This window comes from Chromobacterium haemolyticum (assembly GCF_002081825.1).
Lineage (GTDB): Bacteria > Pseudomonadota > Gammaproteobacteria > Burkholderiales > Chromobacteriaceae > Chromobacterium > Chromobacterium fluminis.
Genome location: NZ_MUKU01000025.1, coordinates 52,025 through 70,627 on the forward strand (window position 1 = coordinate 52,025; position 18,603 = coordinate 70,627).

The following is an 18,603-nucleotide window of genomic DNA, read 5'->3' on the forward strand; positions in this document are numbered from 1 at the left end:
ACATCACATCACCTCGTAACGGTCGGTTTGTGGAACAAGGCCGTCGCGCGACGCGGCCACTTGCGGCTCGCGGGTGACGGACAGCTTGCCGTCGCGCAGCTCCACGATGCGGCGGACGTGCTGCAGCAGCCGGTCGTCATGGGTGGAGAACACGAAGGTCACACCCTGCTCGGCGTTCAACTGCTTCATCAGTTCCACCAGCGCGATGGCGTTGACGGTGTCCAGGCTGGCGGTGGGTTCGTCCGCCAGGATCAGCTGCGGACGCGTCACCAGCGCGCGCGCCACCGCCACCCGCTGGCGCTGACCGCCGGAGAGCTGGTCCGGGCGGAAGCCGGCAAAGCGCTCCAGGCCCACGGCGCGCAGCGCCTCGGCGACGCGCTGGCGCATTTCCTGCCGCGACAACGCATGCAGATGCAGCGGCAGGGCCACGTTCTCCTCCGCGGTCAGCACCGGGATCAGATTGAAGTTCTGGAAAATCATGCCGAAGGTGCGGCTGCGCAACTGGTCCAGTGCCGGCTCGCTCAGGGCGTTGACCGCCTTGCCCATCACCCTCACCTCCCCGTCCGAGGGCGAGTCCAGGCAGCCGATCAGATTGAGCATGGTGGTCTTGCCGCTGCCGCTGGGGCCGGTGATGGCGACAAAATCGCCAGGCTGGACGTGGAAGTCGACGCCATCGAGCGCCACCACCTCGACATCGCCAAGCTGGTAGCGCTTGGTGACCGATGCAAATTCAACTAGGTACACGGCAATCCTCCGATAAGGTCTTGATCAGGTTTAGAAATGGATTTCCAGCGCCAGGTAGGCGTTGTGCGGCAACGCCCTGGTCTGCTTCAAATCGTCCGTCACGCGGCTGCGCGACACACCGAGGTAAACGGTGGCAGCGTCACCGGGGCTGAAGGACAGTTCGACGAAGGCATCGGAACTGGGCCGGTCCAGCCCCTGTTGCCAACGCGCGGTCAGCCCCCAGCGTCGATCGCCGAACAGCTTGGGCCAGGTGGTTTGCAGCAGTGCGTAACGCTGCTGCGCGAACGGGTGCAGCGGCCGGTTATGCGAGGGCTTGCTGCCGCTGGACGGCGCGGCGGCGCGCAGCGGATTGGCCCACTCCTCCGGCGTCATCGCGTAGCCGTTGTATATCAGCTCCAGGCCGATCTCGGCGCCGGAGGCCAGGCCGTAGCGCAGTCCCAGCGTGCCGTCCCAGCGCCAGCGCTCGTCGTCCTGGGCCAGCCACGGCCCGGCCATGTCGCGGCGCGCGTAACCGCGCGAGGCGGCGAACTCACCGCTCAGAGTCCAGGCGTCGTCCAGACCGTATTGCGCATAGCCGCCGAAATACGGCTGGAAGCCGCCACCGCCAGCGAGCACCGCGCCCGCGGTGGCCGCCGGCTGATCAGTCCAGTTCCATTCGCCACGCACCAGCATGAACAGGCCGTCGCTGGCGCGAACACCCGGCACCGGGTCCAGATTGGGATTGGCCGCCAGCAGGTTAAGCCGGCCGCGCTCGGATAAGGGCAAACTGGCGAAAGCCATCGGCTTGCCGGCGATTTCACGCCGCGGCGTCACCGCGCCGTTGTCCGGAAACAGCCGATTGGTGGGGCTGTACAGCATCGACGGACCCCAACCCATCAGCCGCTTGCCAACGCCGACCTCGCCGCGGCCGACCGGCACGATGGCGTAGCCCTCCATCAGCGGTTCAGGCTGCTGCGACGGCAACGCATCCGGCTTGGCCTCCTCTCCCAGCCAGAAACGCGGCTTCAACACCACGCGGCTGCCGTCGCAGGCGCCACCCTCGCATTTCAGGCGCAGATCCAGCCTCAGCTCAGCGCCGCTGCGCCGGCTGATGCCGCCACCCAGCGCCGGATACAGCCGGCCGCTCTCGTGGATCAACTGCAACAGCGCGCCATGCTCGAGCCGCAGGCCACCGACCACCTCGGCGGCGTCGTCGGCCTGGCTCGCGCCGGCGCTCAACGTCAGCAGCGCGCCGCTCAGGACGGCCGCAATTCGGTAACGGGAACGGCTGCGCATGCAAGACTCGCGGTGGCGGTGGCGGAAGCCTGCAATTGCGCGTTGTAGCGCTCGCGCAGACGGCGTTTCAGGGTTTTGCCGGTGGCGCCGATGGGGAAGTCCTCCCAGGGCAGGATCCACAGATGGGCCAGTTGCTGCCCCGGCTCCAGCTGGCGGTTCAGTTCCCACAGCAGGACGTCCGCCGCCACCGGCGCGGCGCCCTCACACAGGGCCACCACCGCCGCCGGCCGCTCCGGCGCGCCCGACTCCGGCCGCACGCCGAATACCGAAACGTCCAGCACCCCGTCGCGCTTGAGCAGCACTTCTTCCAGCGGTAGGGTGTACACCGCCCCGCCCGAGCTGTGGATCACATCCACCTCGCGGTCCAGATGGACCATTTCGCCGTCGGCGGCCTCGCGCACCACGTCGCCGGTGAACCACCAGCCATCGCGGGAAGCCGCGTACAGCACGTCATGCGCGTTCCAGTAACCGCCGAACATGCTCTTGCCCTTGATCATCAGCAGGCCGGGGCGACCCTTGACCACCGGGCGGCCCTGGCTGTCCGCTACCTTGATCAGCGGTCCAAGCGGGGTCTTGCGGCCAACGCGGCGGTCGAAGCGCCGGGTCCACGGCGTGGCGATGCGCAGCAAGGCGGCAATACCCACCTCGCTGGAGCCCAGGCCATCGATGAACAGCGAGCCGCTGACCGGCAGGCCCAGCCGCCGGAAGAAGGAGCCCTTGGGCAGGAAGGCGCGCTGCTGCACTTCGTGGCTGGCGTCGGCGGTGGTGCCCCAAACCCGCACGCTGTCCAGCGGCCGCGCCGCAGCGCCGGCCGCCAGCAACCGGGTATAGGTGATGGGGAAGCCGAAGAACACCGTCGGCCGGCGCTGTTCCAGCTGGCTCAACAGGCTCGGCGCGCTCAAATCGCCGTTGATGATGCAGCGCACCCCCATCAGCAGCGAGCCGTGCAGGTAGAGCTGAGACACTTGATGATTGAGCGGCAGCGCGAAGCTGGCCAGATCGCGCGGCGACACCAGGTTGAACAGCACGATAGAGCGCAGCGATTGGGCCACGCCCTCGCTCTTGAGAATCACCCCCTTGGGCACGCCAGTGGTGCCGGAGGTGTGGACAATGTAGAGCGGATCGGCCGGGCCGCGCTCCAGCAGCGGCGCCGCGCACAGGTCCTGGCGCAGCAGCGCCGTCAGTCCATGGGTGCGCTCGCCGGCCAGCAAGGCCGGGCTGTCCGCCAGCACCGTCTGGCGCAGGCAGTCCGGCGCGAACGGCCGCAACCGCGCCCAGCTGACGCCATCGCTCAGCAGCAGGCTGGCGCTGACGCGCTCGAAATAGCGGCCAGCGACGTCCGGCGCCACATTAGCGTTCATTGGCACCGCAATCGCACCCAAGCGGATGGCGGCGGCGGAGAACAGAAAGTAATCGAAATCGTTGGCCTTGTAGATGGCCACCCGATCACCCGGCGCCACGCCCAGGCTATGCCAGCAGGCGGCCAGCGCGTTGACGACCTCCAACAGCTGGCCTGCGTTCCAGACACGGCGCTCATGCCAGCTCAGCGGCTGAGCCAGTTCGATCAGCTCGCGCGCGCCGTGGCGGCGCGTGGCGGCCTCCAGCACGGTGTCGATGCGATCGTCCCAGCGCGCCAGCAGTGCCAGCCGGCCCGGAAAGCCCAGGTGGATAAAGGCGAAGATCAAATAGCCGAGCGCGGTGAGCGCGAGGGCGGCGAATAAATAGCTCATGGCGGCGTCCGTCCTGGGTCAGGGGGTCTCTAGTTCGTCCAGCAAGCGCTGCAGCTCGCTCAGCAAGGGGCCGATGAACTGCTGGCGGACGGCGCTGAAGGCGGCGCGGCGATAAACCACGTCCAGCTGCATCCGGCCATTGACGGAGGGGGTGTAAAGAATGAAGTCGTACGGCGGCACCAGGCAGCCGAAGCCAATGAATTGCCGGGTTCGGTGCCGCTCCGAACCGAAGCTGGAGAAGTCCTCCTCGATGCGGCCCGGATTGGAATAGCAGGCGTTAGTGCCCTGGCAGCCGTCAATCAGCGCGCGTGCGACGCCATGCAGCGGCCGGCGGCGCAAGGCCAGCAGCAGGGACTCCAGCCGGCCCAGCTCTGTGCTCAGCTGTCGGTCGCTGCGCGCGGCGCCTATGGCCTGGTGCACGGAGCGGATCAGCCCACGCGCGCCCAGTCCCAAGCGGACACGAATCTTGCTCGGCACCAGGTAGTTGCGGAAGCTGCGGTCGTAGCGCGGGTCTATCAGCCGGCGCAGGCTGACCGCGCACGTGATGCGCAACATGCCGCCGCCGCGTTCGCTGGCCCGCTCCAGGTGCCGCGCCAGCCCCGCGCACAGCAGGGTGTTGACGGTGACGCCGGTGGCGCGCGCCACGCGGATCAAGCGCTCGGCCAGGGTTTCCGGCAGCACGCTGTGGAAAAAATCCAGTTCGCCGATGCGCGGATGAGCGGAACGCCCTTCCCAGCGCGAGCCATTCAGCGGCACGCGCAGGCCGATGTCGCGCTGCACCAGATCGGTCGCCACGCTGCGGAAACCGCGCAGCCAGCGCAGGGTCCGCGTCAGCGGCCGATACCAGTCCGGTCGGATTTCCGCCAGGGTGTCGAAAGGCAGCGGCTCCGACGGCGGCGGCGCGGCCGCCGCGCCGCTCAGATAGGCGTAATGGTCGATGATCAGGCGGAACAGCAAGCTGTCGCTGCGCGCGTCCGCCACCCCGTGATGGGTGCACAGATAGACGCAACTGGTGGCGTCGTCGACGGCGGTGATCAGCAATAGCTGCACCGGAGCACGCTCGCGCCAGTCCAACCGGTTGACGTGGCTGAAGTCCATCAACAGACGGCGAAACTCGGTATCGCCGAAATCGCAGACACCAGCGTGTTCGCGATGGCGCACCAGACTGCGCACGCCGCTGAAAGCGTCGGACTGGAGACCGGGGCGGCCCGGCAGTGGCCGGGCGCGCAACAGCGGCACGCCGGCCAGCGCCAAGCGCGCACTTTGCTCCAGCATGGCGACATCCAGACGGCCATCGACGATGATGATCTGGTTGGTGTTGACGTTGGCCAGTTCGCCCAGGTGGACGAATGCTTCCGACAGGGCATCGAGTGGCCGGACCTCCGTGACGTTTGAGCGAACGGACAGCGTGGCGGTCTGAGAGATCACGGCAGGCTCCTCAGTTGGCTTCGGCCGCGACGGCCTGCTCAGCCGCCACATCATCGGCATACCAGGCGCACAGCATGCACAGCTCGTCCAGTGACAAGGGCGCCGGCGTTTGCGCACGGCCGGCGGCGACATCCAGCCGACTGCGATCGAACTGCCATTCCTGGTTGGCGAACGGACGGTTGGGCTCCACCGCCCGGTCGAACTTCTGGTCAAGCGCCGAAGTCGGCGCGCCCAGCGTGGCACGCACACCGGCCACCTCGCCCCACATCCTCACGATGTCCTCCGTGCGCTCGGAACGGCCGCCGGCGCAATGGAACACTTCAAAGTCGCGACCCTGCTGCTGACGCAACGTCAGCGCGCAGGCATCGGCCACCAGTTGGTCGATGGAAATCAGGTCCGGCCGGCTGTCGGCGGCTAGATCCACCGCCAACTCCTTGTGACCGGCCTGGGCGATGGCCACCATGGCGTTGAGGAACATATAGAAGCCGAAGCCGTTGCGGAAGGCCCAGCCGGTGTGGCGGTGGCCGACCACCACGCTGGGGCGGAACAGAGTCACCGGCAGGCCGTGGCGCTGGTACAGCAGGTGCAGCGCCTGCTCCGCACTCCACTTAGTCACCTGATAAGTGTTAGCCATGTGGCTGCGGACATGCAGCTCTTCCTTGACCAGGCCACCGGCCATGCCGGCCACGTAGGCGGTGGACACATAGTAGAAGCGCCGACAGGCCGACGCATGACGCTGCACCGCCTCGTACAGCCGGGTGCTGTTGCCGACATTGGTGGCGAAGGACTGCGACAGCTTGTGGGAGGAGTAGCTCATCTCCGCCGCCACATGCCACACCTCGGTGACACCGACCAGCGCGGCGCCGTCCAGCGTTTCTTCCAGCTGGGCAAAATCGACGTTGAGCACGTCCAGATGGTTTTCCAGCGCGCCACGGATGTCCAGGCCGCAGCCCTCGGCCGCGGCCACCACCGCGTTGAGGGTGCGCATGCCGTCTGGGTCGTTGCGCGACAGGGCCAGCACGCGGGCGCCGCGCGCCAGGAAATTGGCCGCCAGGGCGCCGCCGACAAAGCCGGTGGCGCCGGAAATCAGAATCTGATGCACTTGATGCTCCTCATTGCACGATAAGCTGTCGAAGCGCCCCGCGTGGGGCGCTTCCGCGGCGGATCAGAGTTCGATGATGTGTTCGTCCACTTTCACGCCCACGTGGCGGCCCGGTTCGGTGCCGAAGCCCAGCACACGATCGCCCGGCTTCAGCTCGGTGACGTTTCGCGGCTTGGCTTCGTCGGAGAACACGCGCACGTGCCAGTCGTCTTGCATGATGATGTTGACCTTGCGGTTTTGCGGGAAGGTGGCCTCAATCAGCAGCAGCGGGCGGATTTCGGTCTTGGTGCGGCCAACAAAGATCTGGCGGGTTTCGCCGCGGGCGTTCACCGTGGTCAGCGTGCTGCCGGCACGCAGCTCGCTGATATAGCTGGTGCGGTCATTGGCTTGAAACACATAACTGTGCACCGAGGCCGCGTTGATGCGGAATGGACGCAGTTCCATATAGGGCAGGTGGAAGACTTCGGGACAGCACAGGATGCCGCCGGTCGAAGTGGAGCCCACCAGAATGCCTTCGTCCGGGTTGAACATGTGGGTGGTGTCGATGCAGGCGCGATAGCCCAGGCCCAGGTGGGTGATACGCTCGATCACGCCTACCTGGATGTCGATGCGCGGCGTGGCCTGCGCGTCTATCTTGTGGGCGAAACGATCAAACTGCTCCATGTCGGTAAAGGCCACCAGTACGCCGTCGCTGCCCAGCTCCAGCACGCCCAGCGCGATCACCGCGTCGTCCACGTCCTGGTTCACTTCCTTGAGCAGCACGGTATTGGTCTTGTGCAGTTCGGCGATCACCAGTTCCAGCGGAATATTGGTGGGGTCCTTGAACGACACCATCAGGAAGTCGTAGTGCATGCCGTCGTGAAAAGAGGCGTGCAAGGAAGCCGCGTTGTCGACGTGGGCGCGCCAGCTCGTGCGGAAACCGGCGGCTCGGGCGGCGACCAGCAACGAGGGCTGGCTGCTGGAAATCACTGTTACCTGGATCAGTTCCTTGCCGGCGGCCGGCGCGATCTGCGTCGACAACTCGGCCCACTGCTCGGCTGATTCAATGTGCAGCACGCGCTGCAAGCGCGGCGACACCGCCTGGCTCAGCATTTTCAGGTTGTCGGCGTAGAGCACGATGCCGTTGTAAAGGCCCTGGCCCAGACGCTGGATGATGGCACGGCGCCCCTCTTCGCCCAGCGCCGCCAACACCTTGGTGTCGTACCACAGCACATTGCCGTCGTTGCTACGCATCTCGGTGGTAAATGGGGACAGCGCGGCGTTGCTCGGCGGCACCGGCTCGCGCGGAGTCGTGGGATGGCGTTGATCCGCCTGCTTGTCGTTGACCACGGCCTTGTCGGCCACTGCGGTTTTTTCCACGCTCGCGGACGGACGTTTACTCAGGGTTTGTTCCATGGTGGTTCCAGGTGGTTTAGCAACAGCGGTTGCGATAAAAAGAGACAAACAAGGCCCAATTCACTACCAGGCCCGGATGACAATGGGCGGCGCCAGCGGCATCGAAAACACGGGCGGAGCCACCGCGCGGCGGTTGGCCGCGGTCAATGGCACCGACAACACCAGCGCCTCATCCACGCCGAAGCGGGTCGGCGCCGACAGGGCCTGCGCCCGGATGTCGAGCTGGGCGAGCAAACGCTGCACCGTCGGGGTGGTGACCATCACATAGCGATGGATCTCGCGTTCCCGGGCGAAACCGACCAACTGGTGCAGCGCGGAGCGGATATGCTCCAGCCGCTGCGCGTGGTAACGACAGTAGCCATCCAGGTTCAACGCGAAACGAGAGATTTCCCAGACGTGGGCGTCGGCGGGAATCGACCGGCCGGCCAGCAGCGACGAAAACACGTCACGCAGCATGTTCGGCCCCAGTGTCGGCAGTAGCCGCATACAGCCCTGCACACCGCCGTCGCGACTTTTCATCAGTAGATAATGCGGATCGAGCTCGTCATAGCCATCCCGCTCCATACCGTTTTCCACCCGCACATCCCAACCCATGCGGTCGTAAAAAAACCGGGCGCGCAGCCGCAACATGTTTTCAAGGTCGGCAACCGGCAGCAGCTCACGCCGGACAATCTGCACATTCAAAGCGGAACCATTCATTCGACACATCGCCTTCCACATCGCAGGACAGGCCGCACCGGACTTCACCCCGTGGACACCGACCTTGGCTCATAAAAAATTCATGTTTTCTTTCATGAACTTGCGGGTCGAATCGAACAACAAACCGGGCTGTCCGACCTGGCTTGCATCGTAGGGAGTGGCAGGAGCGGGCGTAAGCTAGCAGAACTGTTAGGTGGGTCAGGAGCGAACAGCGCAGCGGCGTTTAGCGCCGGTGACGGCGCAGAAAAGACAAAAGACCACCGTGGCGGGCTTTTGACGCCGATTTTACGGCGGGGAAACGAGGGAACGGCGGTGGAAACCACTAGGAGGCAGCTTTGGTGGCCCAAATCAGAAAGCGTGGCCGGCAACGGCGATAACTGACCCATAGGACAGTGTCACAGCCAGATAGTCTCAAAATCTGTTCAAAGTCTGCTGCGCTTCGTGAAGCGTTGCACGGTGAGTACAACCCCAGAATGCTCATCTACCCACTTGACCATTCCACTTTTTTGCTCGTTTTCGCCATGCCTCTCTCTTCCTCGCGAGACTTTGAACAGGTTCTTAGCTCGCTGTTCGTCGCCGTCAACAGCCACGTGCTGACGCGGCTAGGCATGATGAAAACCACCTTGCTGGTGATAACCGGTCAAATGCTGACCGGCATCTTGCTGGACCGCCTGACCGGCCTTGAGCGCCCGGCACTGACCCAGTTGCTGGGCGCTGCGCTGCTTCTGGCCGGGTTGTGGCTGGCCAGACGTCCGCGCACCAGCGCGCGCGCCTGAACCGACGCCGAGAATCGTCGCGCAATGCTTGCTATGCTGAAAGTCCACCCCGCGCGGCTAAAAAACCATGGTTCCACCCCAAGACCCTCATCCCGAGCGCCAGCTGTACCGCGACGCGGACGGCCGCTATTGCGCGCGGCTGGGCGGCTATCAATTCAGCAGCGTGTTTCAGCCGCTGTTCTACCGCAGCGGCGGTGTGTTCGGCTATGAAGCGCTGCTGCGCGTGCGAACGCAAGACGGCCAGACTCCGCCTCCCGACGCCTTTCTGTCCGGTCTGCCGCCGGAACTGGCGCTGGAAGCCGACCAACTGGCGCGGCTGATCCACATCCGCAACTTCGCGCAAAGCGGCCAGTCCGGCTGCCTGAGCCTGAACCTGCTGGCCCAGACCGCAGTAGTGGACAATCACGGCCGCAGCCACCTTCCCCTGCTGCAAGGCCTGCTGGACTCGCTGGAACTGGACAGCGCCGGCGTGATTTTCGAGCTGCCGGAATACGAGGTGGAACACCACGGCCAACCGTTGATCAACAGCCTGCGCCTGACCGCCGAGGCAGGCTTCGGCCTGTCGGTGGACGACTTTGGCGCGGTGGCCGCGCGATACGGCAAGGTCAAGTCGCTGTGCCCGGACCTGATCAAAATCGACCGCAGCCTGCTGCTGGACTATATGTCCGGCGAACATCACCGGTTGCCGGTGCTGCTGGAGCTGGGCTGGCAGATTGGCTGTCGCATGGCGGTGGAAGGCATTGAGAACCGGGAACAACATCTGGCTATGCAGGAACTGGGCGTAGAGCTCTACCAGGGCTTCTACCTGGGCAAACCGGCCGAGCTGCCGGTGACCTGCCAGCTATGACCGACGCGGTCCAGCCCCAGGCTGAGCAAGGCCAGCGCGGCCAAAGCCGCGCCCAGCCATACCGGCGCGCGCAGGCTCAAGCCGGCGTCCAGCAAGGCGCCACCACCCCAGGACCCCAGCATCAGGCCCAGATTGACCACCGACATGTGCAGGCTGTTCACCATCGGCCCGCTGCCGCCAGCGCGCACCACCCGCACCACCATAGCCGGATTCATCGGCAGGCCGGCCAGGCCCAATAGCAGCACGCACGCCGTCGCCGCCGCCTGCCATTGCGCCAGCGACGCCAATGCCACCAGGGCAGCAAGCAACACCAGCAGGCCGCCCCGCAGCACAACGCGGGTGTGACTGTCCGCCAGGCGGCCGCTGCACAGATTGCCTAGCACCGTCGCCAGCCCGTAACCGACAAACAGCCAGGGCAGCGTCGAAGCGGCGAAGCCGCTGACCCGAGTGAACAAGGGCGCCAGATAGGTGAAGGCGGCGAATACCGCGCCTATGATCAGACCGCTGCTCAGATAAGCCGCCCATAGGCTGGGGCGCGCCAGCCGTCGGCCTTCTTCGCCCAGACTCAAAGCGCGCGGCGCGTCGCCAGACGGCGTCAGCGCGGCGATGCCTGCCGCGGCCAGCGCCACCATCATCGCCACGAGCCAAAAGCTCAAGCGCCAGCCCCAGTGCTGATCTACCCAGGCCGCCAGCGGCAAGCCAGCCACGGAAGCCAGCATCAAGCCGTTGAGCACCAGCGCGGCGGCGCGCGCCACCCGATGTTCGCCCACCAACTCCGCCGCCAAGGCCAGGGCCACGCCGAAGAAAGCCGATTGCGCCACGCCGCAGATCAGCCGCGACCACAGCATCTGCCGGTAATCGCCGGCCAGCGCGCCCAAAGCCTGCCCGGCCAGGAACAAGAGCAACAGACCGATCAAGCTGTGCTTGCGCCGCGCCGAACGCAGCAGCCAAGTCAGCACCGGACCGCCCAAGACTACGCTGGCGGCGAAGGCCGACACCAGATTGCCCACCGCCGGCAAGCCGACGCCCAATGCCGCCGCCAGCGACGGCATCATCCCCGCCACCATGAACTCCGACGTCGCCATCGCGAAAATGCATAAACCCAGCAGATACACCGTTGCCGGCATCGCCACCTCGCCGTTTTTGCCCGCCATCCCTCTTCTCCCGTATCGCAATTGAATGAACGCTTATGCTAGATTTCTTGGCGAAACGGAAAAATTGTCTTTAATTCCACATTTAACGGAAAAAATTTCTGCAATAGCGAGGCTGTATGGAGAAAATGAGCGGCATCGAGCTGTTCGCCCACATCGCCCAGCAAGGCAGCCTGGTGGCCGCCGGACGGCAATTAGGCATTTCCGCCTCAGCCGCCGGCAAGGGGCTGGCGCGGCTGGAGGCACGACTGGGTGTGCGCCTGGTTCAGCGCAGCACGCGGCGGCTGACCCTGACCACTGCCGGGGAACAATACTTGCAACGATGCCTGCGCATTCTGGATGAAGTGGAAGCCGCCGAACGCGAGCTGCAACAGGGTCAGGCCGCGCCCCGCGGCCGGCTGAAAGTAGGTCTGCCGCACGAATGCGGGGTGCTGGCCCCGCATCTGGCGGGCTTCATGCAAAGCTACCCGGAGATTGAGCTGGACCTGGACTACAGCGACCGCCTGGTGGACGTGATAGGCGAAGGCTTCGACGTGGTGATCCGCGGCGGCGAGCCCGGCGATTCGCGCTTGAGCGCTCGGCGACTGGGCGCTTACCGCATGCGGCTGGTGGCCGCGCCGGCCTACTTCGCCCGCTGCGGAGAGCCGGCGTCGCCGACAGATCTGGCGCGACACCGCTGCCTGCATTATCGCTACCCGCGCAGCGGCAAGCTGGCGCCGTGGCCGCTGACCGGCGTCGACGCCCAGACGCTGCCGGTCAACGCCTGCGGCAACACAGGCGACGCGCTGATCCAGTTGGCGGAACAAGGCGCCGGCATCGCCTGCTTGCCGGACTTCACCGTGCGCCGCCAACTGGCGGAAGGACGGTTGCAAGCACTGCCGGAAGCCTGGGCGGAACGCAGCGGCACCCTCTACCTGCTATGGCCCAGCGCGCCCTATTTGCCGCCGCGGCTGCGCGCCTTCATCGACTTCTTTGCTGAGCGCGGCTTCCCTGGGGGCTGAACCCCGCCGGACTCTGGCTCAAGGCGCCGACACCAGCCGGTCTGCCATCGCCTTGATCGCCCGCATCTGCACCCCGCTCTTCCAGGCGAAATTCACGCCTGTGTAGCCGAACCAGTCCCAGCAGCCGTTCGGGTTGCCCGGCGGCATCGCCGTGGTTTGGGGGTAGAGCACGATGATGCGGTTGTTGTCCGCCCACTCGTTGTAGCCGGCATGAGCGTAGTAGGCGTCGCCAACGGCGCCCGCGTACTGGCGGCAGCCGTGCAGCGCCACATGTACCTTGCAGGTCTCGCCCTCGGCGCAGACGCGCGGCACATAGACATAGCCCTCGTCCGCCAAGCTACTGCCTGGCGGCGCGTACGGCTTCTGGTCGAAAACCGCCACCTGGCTGCTCAATTGGCCAGCGCGCGGCTGCAAGGGGCCGTAAATCTGCTTCAGGATCGCCCCGGCCTGATCGTAGCCTTCGCCCTTCCAGTCGCAATGGTTGACGTAGGGCGACTTGGTTTCGCCGCAGTCATTGCCGTAAGTCGGCGTAATCTGGGCATGCCCGGCCGGCAGGCCGCGCAGATATTCAATGCGAGCCGCCGGCACCCCCAGCTTGCGGAAATAGCTCTCTGCGCTGTCCACCACCGCCGTCTTCACAGTGTTGTCCTGGCTCCCGCTGAACAGATAGACGCGACGCTTGGCCAAATTGGACAAGGGATCGATCTGCCCGCTCAGCGCGAACTGCTGAGTCGCCAATACCAGGCCTCCCACCGCCGGCGGTGGTCCGCTCATGCATGCCGGCGCGCCCGCCAGCATGCCCTTGGAACAATAATAGGGCCCGCCCGCCACCACGCCGACGCCGCGCACCGAGGCGGAAAACGCCACTTGGTACTGCACCGCCATGAAAGCCCCGGACGACAGGCCGGACACCGACGACTGCCGAGCGTCGCCGCGATACGCCGACAGCGGCTCCGCCGCCGCGACCATCTGCGCCAACGTCAACGCCAGCGCCCCTCCCCACCACCAGCCCAGTTTCAACATAAGCCCTCCTTTCGCGCGAAGCCCGCGCTCCCGCCTGGATTATGGCCTTGCCCTCTGGCAAAAATCACTATCATGTCATGTGCATTCGGCAAATCGGTCAGTCTTTTTCTTGTACCAAGCCCTCTTGCGGCCACCGGCGCTGTTCCGCGCCGCCGCTATTCCGTACTATCCCAGTTTCATCAATGACAAGAAGAACGGCATGCCCCCGCTCCCTGCGCCCCCCATCGCCGGCCTGCGCGCCTCGCTGCTGATCGGCCTGACGCTAACGCTCATAGCCTGCAAACCCGAGCCACCGCCGCCCGCCACGCGTCAGGACACGGCCAGCTCGCCGTCCGCCGTCGGGCAGATACGCCGCTTGAACGCCTTGCCGGCCGGCGTCGAACTGCGCGGCAAGCTAATCGCCGCCTACGGCTGGACAGACAGCGCCGGCGAACACCTGTTGGTGCTGGCGGAACAACAGGAAGCCCGAAGCGCCGACGGCACCCAAAGCGCGGCGCTCTACGCCGCGCAATACACGCTGGGCCAAGATAGACCGCGCAGGCAGTGGATGCTCAACGACGGCGTAACGCGTTGCGAGTTCGACGCCAGCGCGGCCTTCGATCTAGGCGCCATCGGCTTTCCGGATATCAACCGCGACGGCGCGCTGGAATCCGTTGTCGGCTATCGCAGCGCCTGCGCCAGCGACGTCAGCCCCAACGACTACAAGCTGATCCTTCACGTAGGCAAAACCAAGTACGGACTACGCGGCCTGGACCGCCAGGGTGTGCGCTGGCTGGACCCGGACAGCGGCCACCTGACCGGCCTGCCGCTGCCCGACGACTGCAGCCCGCAGGGCCAACGGGCACTGCAAGCCAAAGGTTGGGAGAAAGACTTCGAACCGCCCTACCTGCCCGGCTGTTACACCGACGAGAACGACTTCACCGCGGCGCCGCCGTCCTTTGCCCGTCACATGCGCCAACAATGGTTCACTCTCATGCGCCAACAGGAAGAAAGCTGGCTCAAATAACAGCAGCAGGAATAAGCGCGAGGCGGGCTCTCATCCCGCCTGCCATTAGATACGCACAGCAACAATTCTAGTTTGCAACAAAATCGAAGCCACCACCCGCGCCTATCCTAAGGGTTTTCATAGCTTCCGATTTTTCCCACCCGCGGCGCGGCGCCCTTCCTGACAGGCTCGCAGCCAGCACGGCGGCGGGCCTGTTTTCACTTGCCCCCCTTCGGCATCACCACCTTGACCTTCCCACTATAGAGAAATGTAATTTTTTAAAGTAAATAATAAATGTTATTAGTTAAAAAAATTACATTAATGGCAATCAATGAAACTGCATCGATAGTAAAGCCTATTTACTACCCCATCTGAAATCATGGCTAAATCAGGAGACATGCCCCGCAAGCGCCGCTTGCCAGACGCAAAAAACCCCGAGGGCGGGCGCGCCTCGGGGTTCTTCAATACACTCGATTCCGCAAACAACTTGATGAGCGGCGATGCTCGCGCGCGAATCCACGCCGCGCGACAAAAAAGGCCGCCTTTGAAGGCGGCCTGTTCGGCATGCGGCGATGCTTGTCACCGCGCTGGATGATGAATGATTTACGTCCAGCCCAGGCTTACCAGCTCCTCCACACTCAGATGCCGCCATTCGCCCTGCGGCAGTTCACCCAACTCAACGCTGCCCAAGCTGATGCGATGCAGTTGTTCCACCCGGTTGCTGGCCGCCGCCACCATACGTTTGACCTGGTGGTACTTGCCCTGGGTGATGGTCAGCAGGATCACGTGGCTGTCCAACTGTTCGATGCTGTCGGCCGCGAACTCCTCGCCTTCATCGTTCAGGTAGACCCCGCTTTGCAGCTTGGCGATGAATTCCTCGCTGGCCGCGTGCTTCAACGTGACCTGGTAGCACTTGGGCACCTGCTTCTTCGGCGAGCTGAGCGCGTGCACGAACTGGCCGTCGTTGGTCAGCAAGATCAGGCCGGTGGTGTCCACGTCCAGCCGGCCCACCGCGGTGATGCCCAGATTGCCGAACTGATACGGCAGCAGCCGGTAGATGCCGGGATTGTGCTGCGGCTTGTGCGAGGTTTCGTAATTGGGCGGTTTGTGAAACAACAGGTAGAGCGGGCCGCTAACCACGTCCCAGGGTTTGTCGTCCACCACCAGTTGCCGGATGTCGGCCAATTCCACCTGCTGGCGGTAGTTGACGACGATCTCGCCGTTGAGTTCGACCAAGCCGTACTCAATCAGCTGCTTGCATTCCTTACGGCCGCCAAAGCCTTGTTGTTGCAGTAGTCGGTAAAGTTCCATCACCGGATGGTAGCACACCGCCCCTGACGCTCCCTCCGCCGTCAGGACACCAGCGGTTGCGCCGGATCCGCCACGCAAACCCGGTCGCGCCCCTCTTTCTTGGCGCGATACAAGGCGGCGTCGGCGGCTGACACCACGCTGCCAGCGTCCGTGCCGTGCAATGGACACAGGGCCAGCCCCACCGACAAGGTGACGCGGATGTTGTGGCCGCCGGCTACGATGGGCAAGGCGCGCACATCGCGGCACAGCTGCTGCGCCTTGGCGTGGGCGTCGTCCAGCGACGCGCCGGGCAGCAAGATGAAAAATTCTTCGCCGCCGTAGCGGCAGACAATGTCGCCGCTGCGAAAAGCGTCGCTCAGCTGCGCCGCCAGCGCCGTCAACACCGCGTCCCCGCACTGATGGCCATACTGATCGTTGATATGCTTGAAATGATCAGCATCGACCATCAACACCGCCACGTCCCGATGCACCGCCAGCATATGACTGAGGATGCGCGGCAAAATGTCGTCCAGATGGCGGCGGTTGAACAGGCCTGTCAGCGGATCGCGCAGCGTCTGTTCGCGCAAACCTTGTTGCAGCAGTTCGATTTCGCTCAGATTCTGGCGCAGCGCCTGATTGGCCTGCAGCAAATCCTGCTCCAGCCGTTTGCGCTCGCTAATGTCGTTGATGCCGTTGATCACAAACCAGCCATCGTCGGCGCGAACCACGGAACAGGAAATCAGCGCCCAGAACTCTCGGCCGTCCGCGGCGCGCAACCGCACTTCTCGGTCGCGCACGCAGCCGCCTACGCGCAGCAGCGAGGACACGCGCTCGCGCTCGGCCGGGTCCACGTAGAAGTCCTGCACCCTCAGCGGCCTTCCTGGCGCAAGGCGCTCGCGGAACAACTCCTCGGCGCGGGCATTGGCGTAGATCAGTACGCCTCCCTGCAAACGGTTCATCGCCAACGGAAACGGCGCGGCGTCCGCCATCAGCCGCAAACGCGCCTCGCTGTCCGCCAAAGCCCGGGTCCGAGCGCGGACCTTGCCCTCCAACTGGCGGTTGACGCCTCGCAGCCTGGCCTCGGTGCGGCGCAGATCCACCGCCAACGCTCCAAATACCAGCAAGGTGGAGGTCTGGATCAGCATCAGCATGCTGAGAGTCAGCAAAGCCTGCTCGCCGTGACCGAAAGCGCCGCGGCCAAGCACTCCGCCAGCCAAGGCCAACAGCAAAATGCCCAGCGACAAGCCATGCGCCAGCCGCAAGCGCTGACGAAACGCGAACCATAGCAAGGGCAGGCTGAAACAATAGGGCAGAGCGGCGTAGCGCCCGGTGCTGTCGTCTATGCCCAACATGGCCAATCCGGCGGCCAGCAAGGTCAGCCAAGCGATCAGGCCATCCAGCGAGTTGAGGCCGCCCTGGCCTTCTCCAGCCCCCGTGCGCCTCAACAACAACAGACAAGGCGCCAGACTGAAAATACCGGCCAGGTCCGCCAACCACCAAGCGATAAAGTGACGCCCCAGCGGCAAGAGAGGCAGTAGCTGGCCATGCAGCAAGGCCGCCGTGCCGCCCATGGCGGCGATGGCGGCGGCCAGCGCCGCGCCGGCGATGAAGGCCAACACGTAGGACAGACTGTGCAAGGGCAAACGCCGGCCACAGCGGTAGCGTACCAGCAAGGCGCCCAGTAAGCTGCCCACCGTGTTGGCGCCGGCGATCAACAAGGCGTCCGCCAGCGGCAACTGGCGCGACGATAGGCTGAACAGCAAGGAGCCCACAGCCAATCCCACGCCATAGCGCTGGCCGCCGCGCAAGGCGACCGCCATGGCCAAGCCGGCCGGAAACCAGGCCGGCGTCAGCCAGGTTTCCGCATTCATGAAGCCGGCCATCAATAGCCGCGCCAAGCCCCAATAGGCTGCGGCGACGCCCAACTGACGCCACGCGGCCGCCAGGAAACCCGCGGCGGAATCCCTACATCGCTGCATGCCTGTCTCCACCCTCTCTGCGCACAGCCGCGGCGGCTGGCGGACTCAGGACGCTTTCTCCCGCCCGCGAGCCGGACTTGAGCGCGGCCGGTGTTCCAGGCCGTCCCCAAAATGGGGCGCGGGGCGGGAAACGCCGCTTTTTAGTCAATATAGATATTCATGCGCGATTCCGCCGTCATTTATCGGTTTGCGAATTTCGTGCTCTAGGCAGCCGGCTCGCTATCTTGCTGATTCACATCGCGATTGAAGAAATGATACTTATCATCTAAAACGGAATCACCGCTTCGTCATTGCGTTGCGCCACCTCGTAGTCGAACAGGAAGGTCAACAATGCGCTACAGCTCAACTCACAAGACCGAAACCCGTCAACGGATCATGACCATGGCCTCGCTGCGCTTTCGCGCCGAAGGCGTGGCCAATGTCGGCATCGCCAACCTGATGGCGGATCTGGGGCTGACCCATGGCGGCTTTTACGCCCACTTCCACAGCAAGGACGACCTGGTGGCGCAATCCTGTCGCCAGGCCTTGCTGGACATGAACGAGATTTGGCAGGTCCAACTGGAACAGGCGCCCAGCGGCGCCGGGCTGAAACGGCTGGCCAAGGATTATTTGAGCGCGGCGCACAGGGATTTCCCGGACTCCGGCTGCGCCGCCGCCGCGCTGGCCGGGGAGTTGGCTCGTCACGACAAAGCCACCCGCCAGGCGTTTTCCGAGGGCTTGCAGGCCTTGCTGCACACCTTGCGCCAAGCGCAACAATGCGACACGGCGGCCGGAGCGCGCCCGGCGCTGGCGCCAGAAGCCTGCCTGGCTCTGATGGTGGGCGCCTTGCTGCTGTCTCGCGCCATCTCGGACGAAACGCTGTCCGACCGGCTGCTGAAAAGCGCGGCGGCGGCGTTGGCCTTGCAAGCTAGGGCTTAGAGTCTCGCGAGCAGGGGCGAGACAAGGCGAAAACGGCTGAGAAAGCAGAATGTACGAGTGGTACATGAGCATTTTGAGCTTGTACTCAACGTGCAACGCTCCACGAAGCGCAGCAGGCTTTGGACAGGTTCTTAGAGCCTGTTCACGATCTTTTCGTCCTGAGATAATTGCCGCATGCGAAGAAGCCATTATCCAAGCGACGTAAGTCGTGAACAGTTCGAACAGATCAGACCGCTATTGGAAAGCGTACGCAAGAAAAC

At 64.6% G+C, this 18,603-nt stretch carries 16 protein-coding genes and 1 pseudogene; 6 read left to right on the forward strand and 11 right to left on the reverse strand.

Translation table 11 applies throughout. From position 1 onward, the window contains the following. Nucleotides 1–3: 3 nt before the first annotated feature. The 7 genes from B0T39_RS17145 to B0T39_RS17175 all read right to left on the reverse strand — a co-directional run bounded on the left by B0T39_RS17145 (nucleotide 4) and on the right by B0T39_RS17175 (nucleotide 8,373). Nucleotides 4–744: an ABC transporter ATP-binding protein gene (locus tag B0T39_RS17145; RefSeq protein WP_081548709.1), complete on the reverse strand. Its 741-nt coding sequence runs from the start codon at nucleotides 742–744 to the stop codon at nucleotides 4–6. A 30-nt stretch (nucleotides 745–774) separates the two neighbouring features. Continuing rightward, nucleotides 775–2,019, reverse strand: coding sequence for a hypothetical protein (locus B0T39_RS17150; RefSeq protein ID WP_081548711.1), 1,245 nt, complete (start codon nucleotides 2,017–2,019; stop codon nucleotides 775–777). Next, nucleotides 1,980–3,749: a class I adenylate-forming enzyme family protein gene (locus tag B0T39_RS17155; protein WP_081548713.1), complete on the reverse strand. Its 1,770-nt coding sequence runs from the start codon at nucleotides 3,747–3,749 to the stop codon at nucleotides 1,980–1,982. The genes B0T39_RS17150 and B0T39_RS17155 overlap by 40 nt, the downstream gene beginning before the upstream one ends. Before the next feature lie 18 nt (nucleotides 3,750–3,767). Further along, complete coding sequence (locus B0T39_RS17160) at nucleotides 3,768–5,177, reverse strand: hypothetical protein (RefSeq protein WP_081548715.1); 1,410 nt, start codon at nucleotides 5,175–5,177, stop codon at nucleotides 3,768–3,770. A 10-nt stretch (nucleotides 5,178–5,187) separates the two neighbouring features. Further along, nucleotides 5,188–6,279: an SDR family oxidoreductase gene (locus B0T39_RS17165; RefSeq protein ID WP_081548717.1), complete on the reverse strand. Its 1,092-nt coding sequence runs from the start codon at nucleotides 6,277–6,279 to the stop codon at nucleotides 5,188–5,190. A gap of 63 nt (nucleotides 6,280–6,342) precedes the next feature. After that, a complete protein-coding gene (locus tag B0T39_RS17170; RefSeq protein ID WP_217806269.1) occupies nucleotides 6,343–7,674 on the reverse strand; it encodes a 3-dehydroquinate synthase II in 1,332 nt (443 codons plus the stop codon). 63 nt (nucleotides 7,675–7,737) lie between these two features. After that, nucleotides 7,738–8,373: an acyl-homoserine-lactone synthase gene (locus tag B0T39_RS17175; RefSeq protein ID WP_162787973.1), complete on the reverse strand. Its 636-nt coding sequence runs from the start codon at nucleotides 8,371–8,373 to the stop codon at nucleotides 7,738–7,740. A gap of 521 nt (nucleotides 8,374–8,894) precedes the next feature. Between B0T39_RS17175 and B0T39_RS17180 the strand changes: the two genes are divergently transcribed. Beyond that, the gene (locus tag B0T39_RS17180) at nucleotides 8,895–9,149 is read left to right on the forward strand and encodes a DMT family transporter (protein ID WP_176219587.1); all 255 of its coding nucleotides are present in this window, start codon (nucleotides 8,895–8,897) and stop codon (nucleotides 9,147–9,149) included. Between the two features lie 67 nt (nucleotides 9,150–9,216). Further along, on the forward strand, nucleotides 9,217–9,996 hold the full coding sequence (locus B0T39_RS17185; protein ID WP_081548723.1) for an EAL domain-containing protein: 780 nt from the start codon (nucleotides 9,217–9,219) through the stop codon (nucleotides 9,994–9,996). Here the strand turns inward: B0T39_RS17185 and B0T39_RS17190 are convergent. Continuing rightward, nucleotides 9,951–11,150, reverse strand: coding sequence for an MFS transporter (locus tag B0T39_RS17190; RefSeq protein ID WP_254894585.1), 1,200 nt, complete (start codon nucleotides 11,148–11,150; stop codon nucleotides 9,951–9,953). The genes B0T39_RS17185 and B0T39_RS17190 overlap by 46 nt on opposite strands. A 116-nt stretch (nucleotides 11,151–11,266) precedes the next feature. Here B0T39_RS17190 and B0T39_RS17195 point away from each other — a divergent pair, with 116 nt between their 5' ends. Further along, nucleotides 11,267–12,148: a LysR family transcriptional regulator gene (locus B0T39_RS17195; RefSeq protein ID WP_081548725.1), complete on the forward strand. Its 882-nt coding sequence runs from the start codon at nucleotides 11,267–11,269 to the stop codon at nucleotides 12,146–12,148. Between the two features lie 18 nt (nucleotides 12,149–12,166). Here B0T39_RS17195 and B0T39_RS17200 read toward each other — a convergent pair whose 3' ends face one another. Beyond that, nucleotides 12,167–13,171 carry an extracellular catalytic domain type 2 short-chain-length polyhydroxyalkanoate depolymerase gene (locus B0T39_RS17200; protein WP_081548727.1) on the reverse strand — a complete coding sequence of 335 codons (1,005 nt, stop codon included), beginning with the start codon at nucleotides 13,169–13,171 and terminating at the stop codon, nucleotides 12,167–12,169. A 199-nt stretch (nucleotides 13,172–13,370) separates the two neighbouring features. Here B0T39_RS17200 and B0T39_RS17205 point away from each other — a divergent pair, with 199 nt between their 5' ends. Then, nucleotides 13,371–14,177 (forward strand): M949_RS01915 family surface polysaccharide biosynthesis protein, encoded by an 807-nt coding sequence (locus B0T39_RS17205; RefSeq protein ID WP_141111276.1) that lies wholly within the window; start codon nucleotides 13,371–13,373, stop codon nucleotides 14,175–14,177. 582 nt (nucleotides 14,178–14,759) lie between these two features. Here B0T39_RS17205 and B0T39_RS17210 read toward each other — a convergent pair. Further along, complete coding sequence (locus tag B0T39_RS17210; protein WP_081548729.1) at nucleotides 14,760–15,467, reverse strand: pseudouridine synthase; 708 nt, start codon at nucleotides 15,465–15,467, stop codon at nucleotides 14,760–14,762. Nucleotides 15,468–15,508: 41 nt separating this feature from the next. Continuing rightward, nucleotides 15,509–17,425, reverse strand: coding sequence for a sensor domain-containing diguanylate cyclase (locus B0T39_RS17215; protein WP_081548731.1), 1,917 nt, complete (start codon nucleotides 17,423–17,425; stop codon nucleotides 15,509–15,511). Between the two features lie 330 nt (nucleotides 17,426–17,755). Between B0T39_RS17215 and B0T39_RS17220 the strand changes: the two genes are divergently transcribed. Both B0T39_RS17220 and B0T39_RS25190 read left to right on the forward strand, forming a co-directional pair. Beyond that, nucleotides 17,756–18,343, forward strand: coding sequence for a TetR/AcrR family transcriptional regulator (locus B0T39_RS17220; protein WP_081548733.1), 588 nt, complete (start codon nucleotides 17,756–17,758; stop codon nucleotides 18,341–18,343). Nucleotides 18,344–18,517: 174 nt separating this feature from the next. After that, nucleotides 18,518–18,603: pseudogene (locus B0T39_RS25190) on the forward strand (IS5/IS1182 family transposase); the annotation flags it as partial.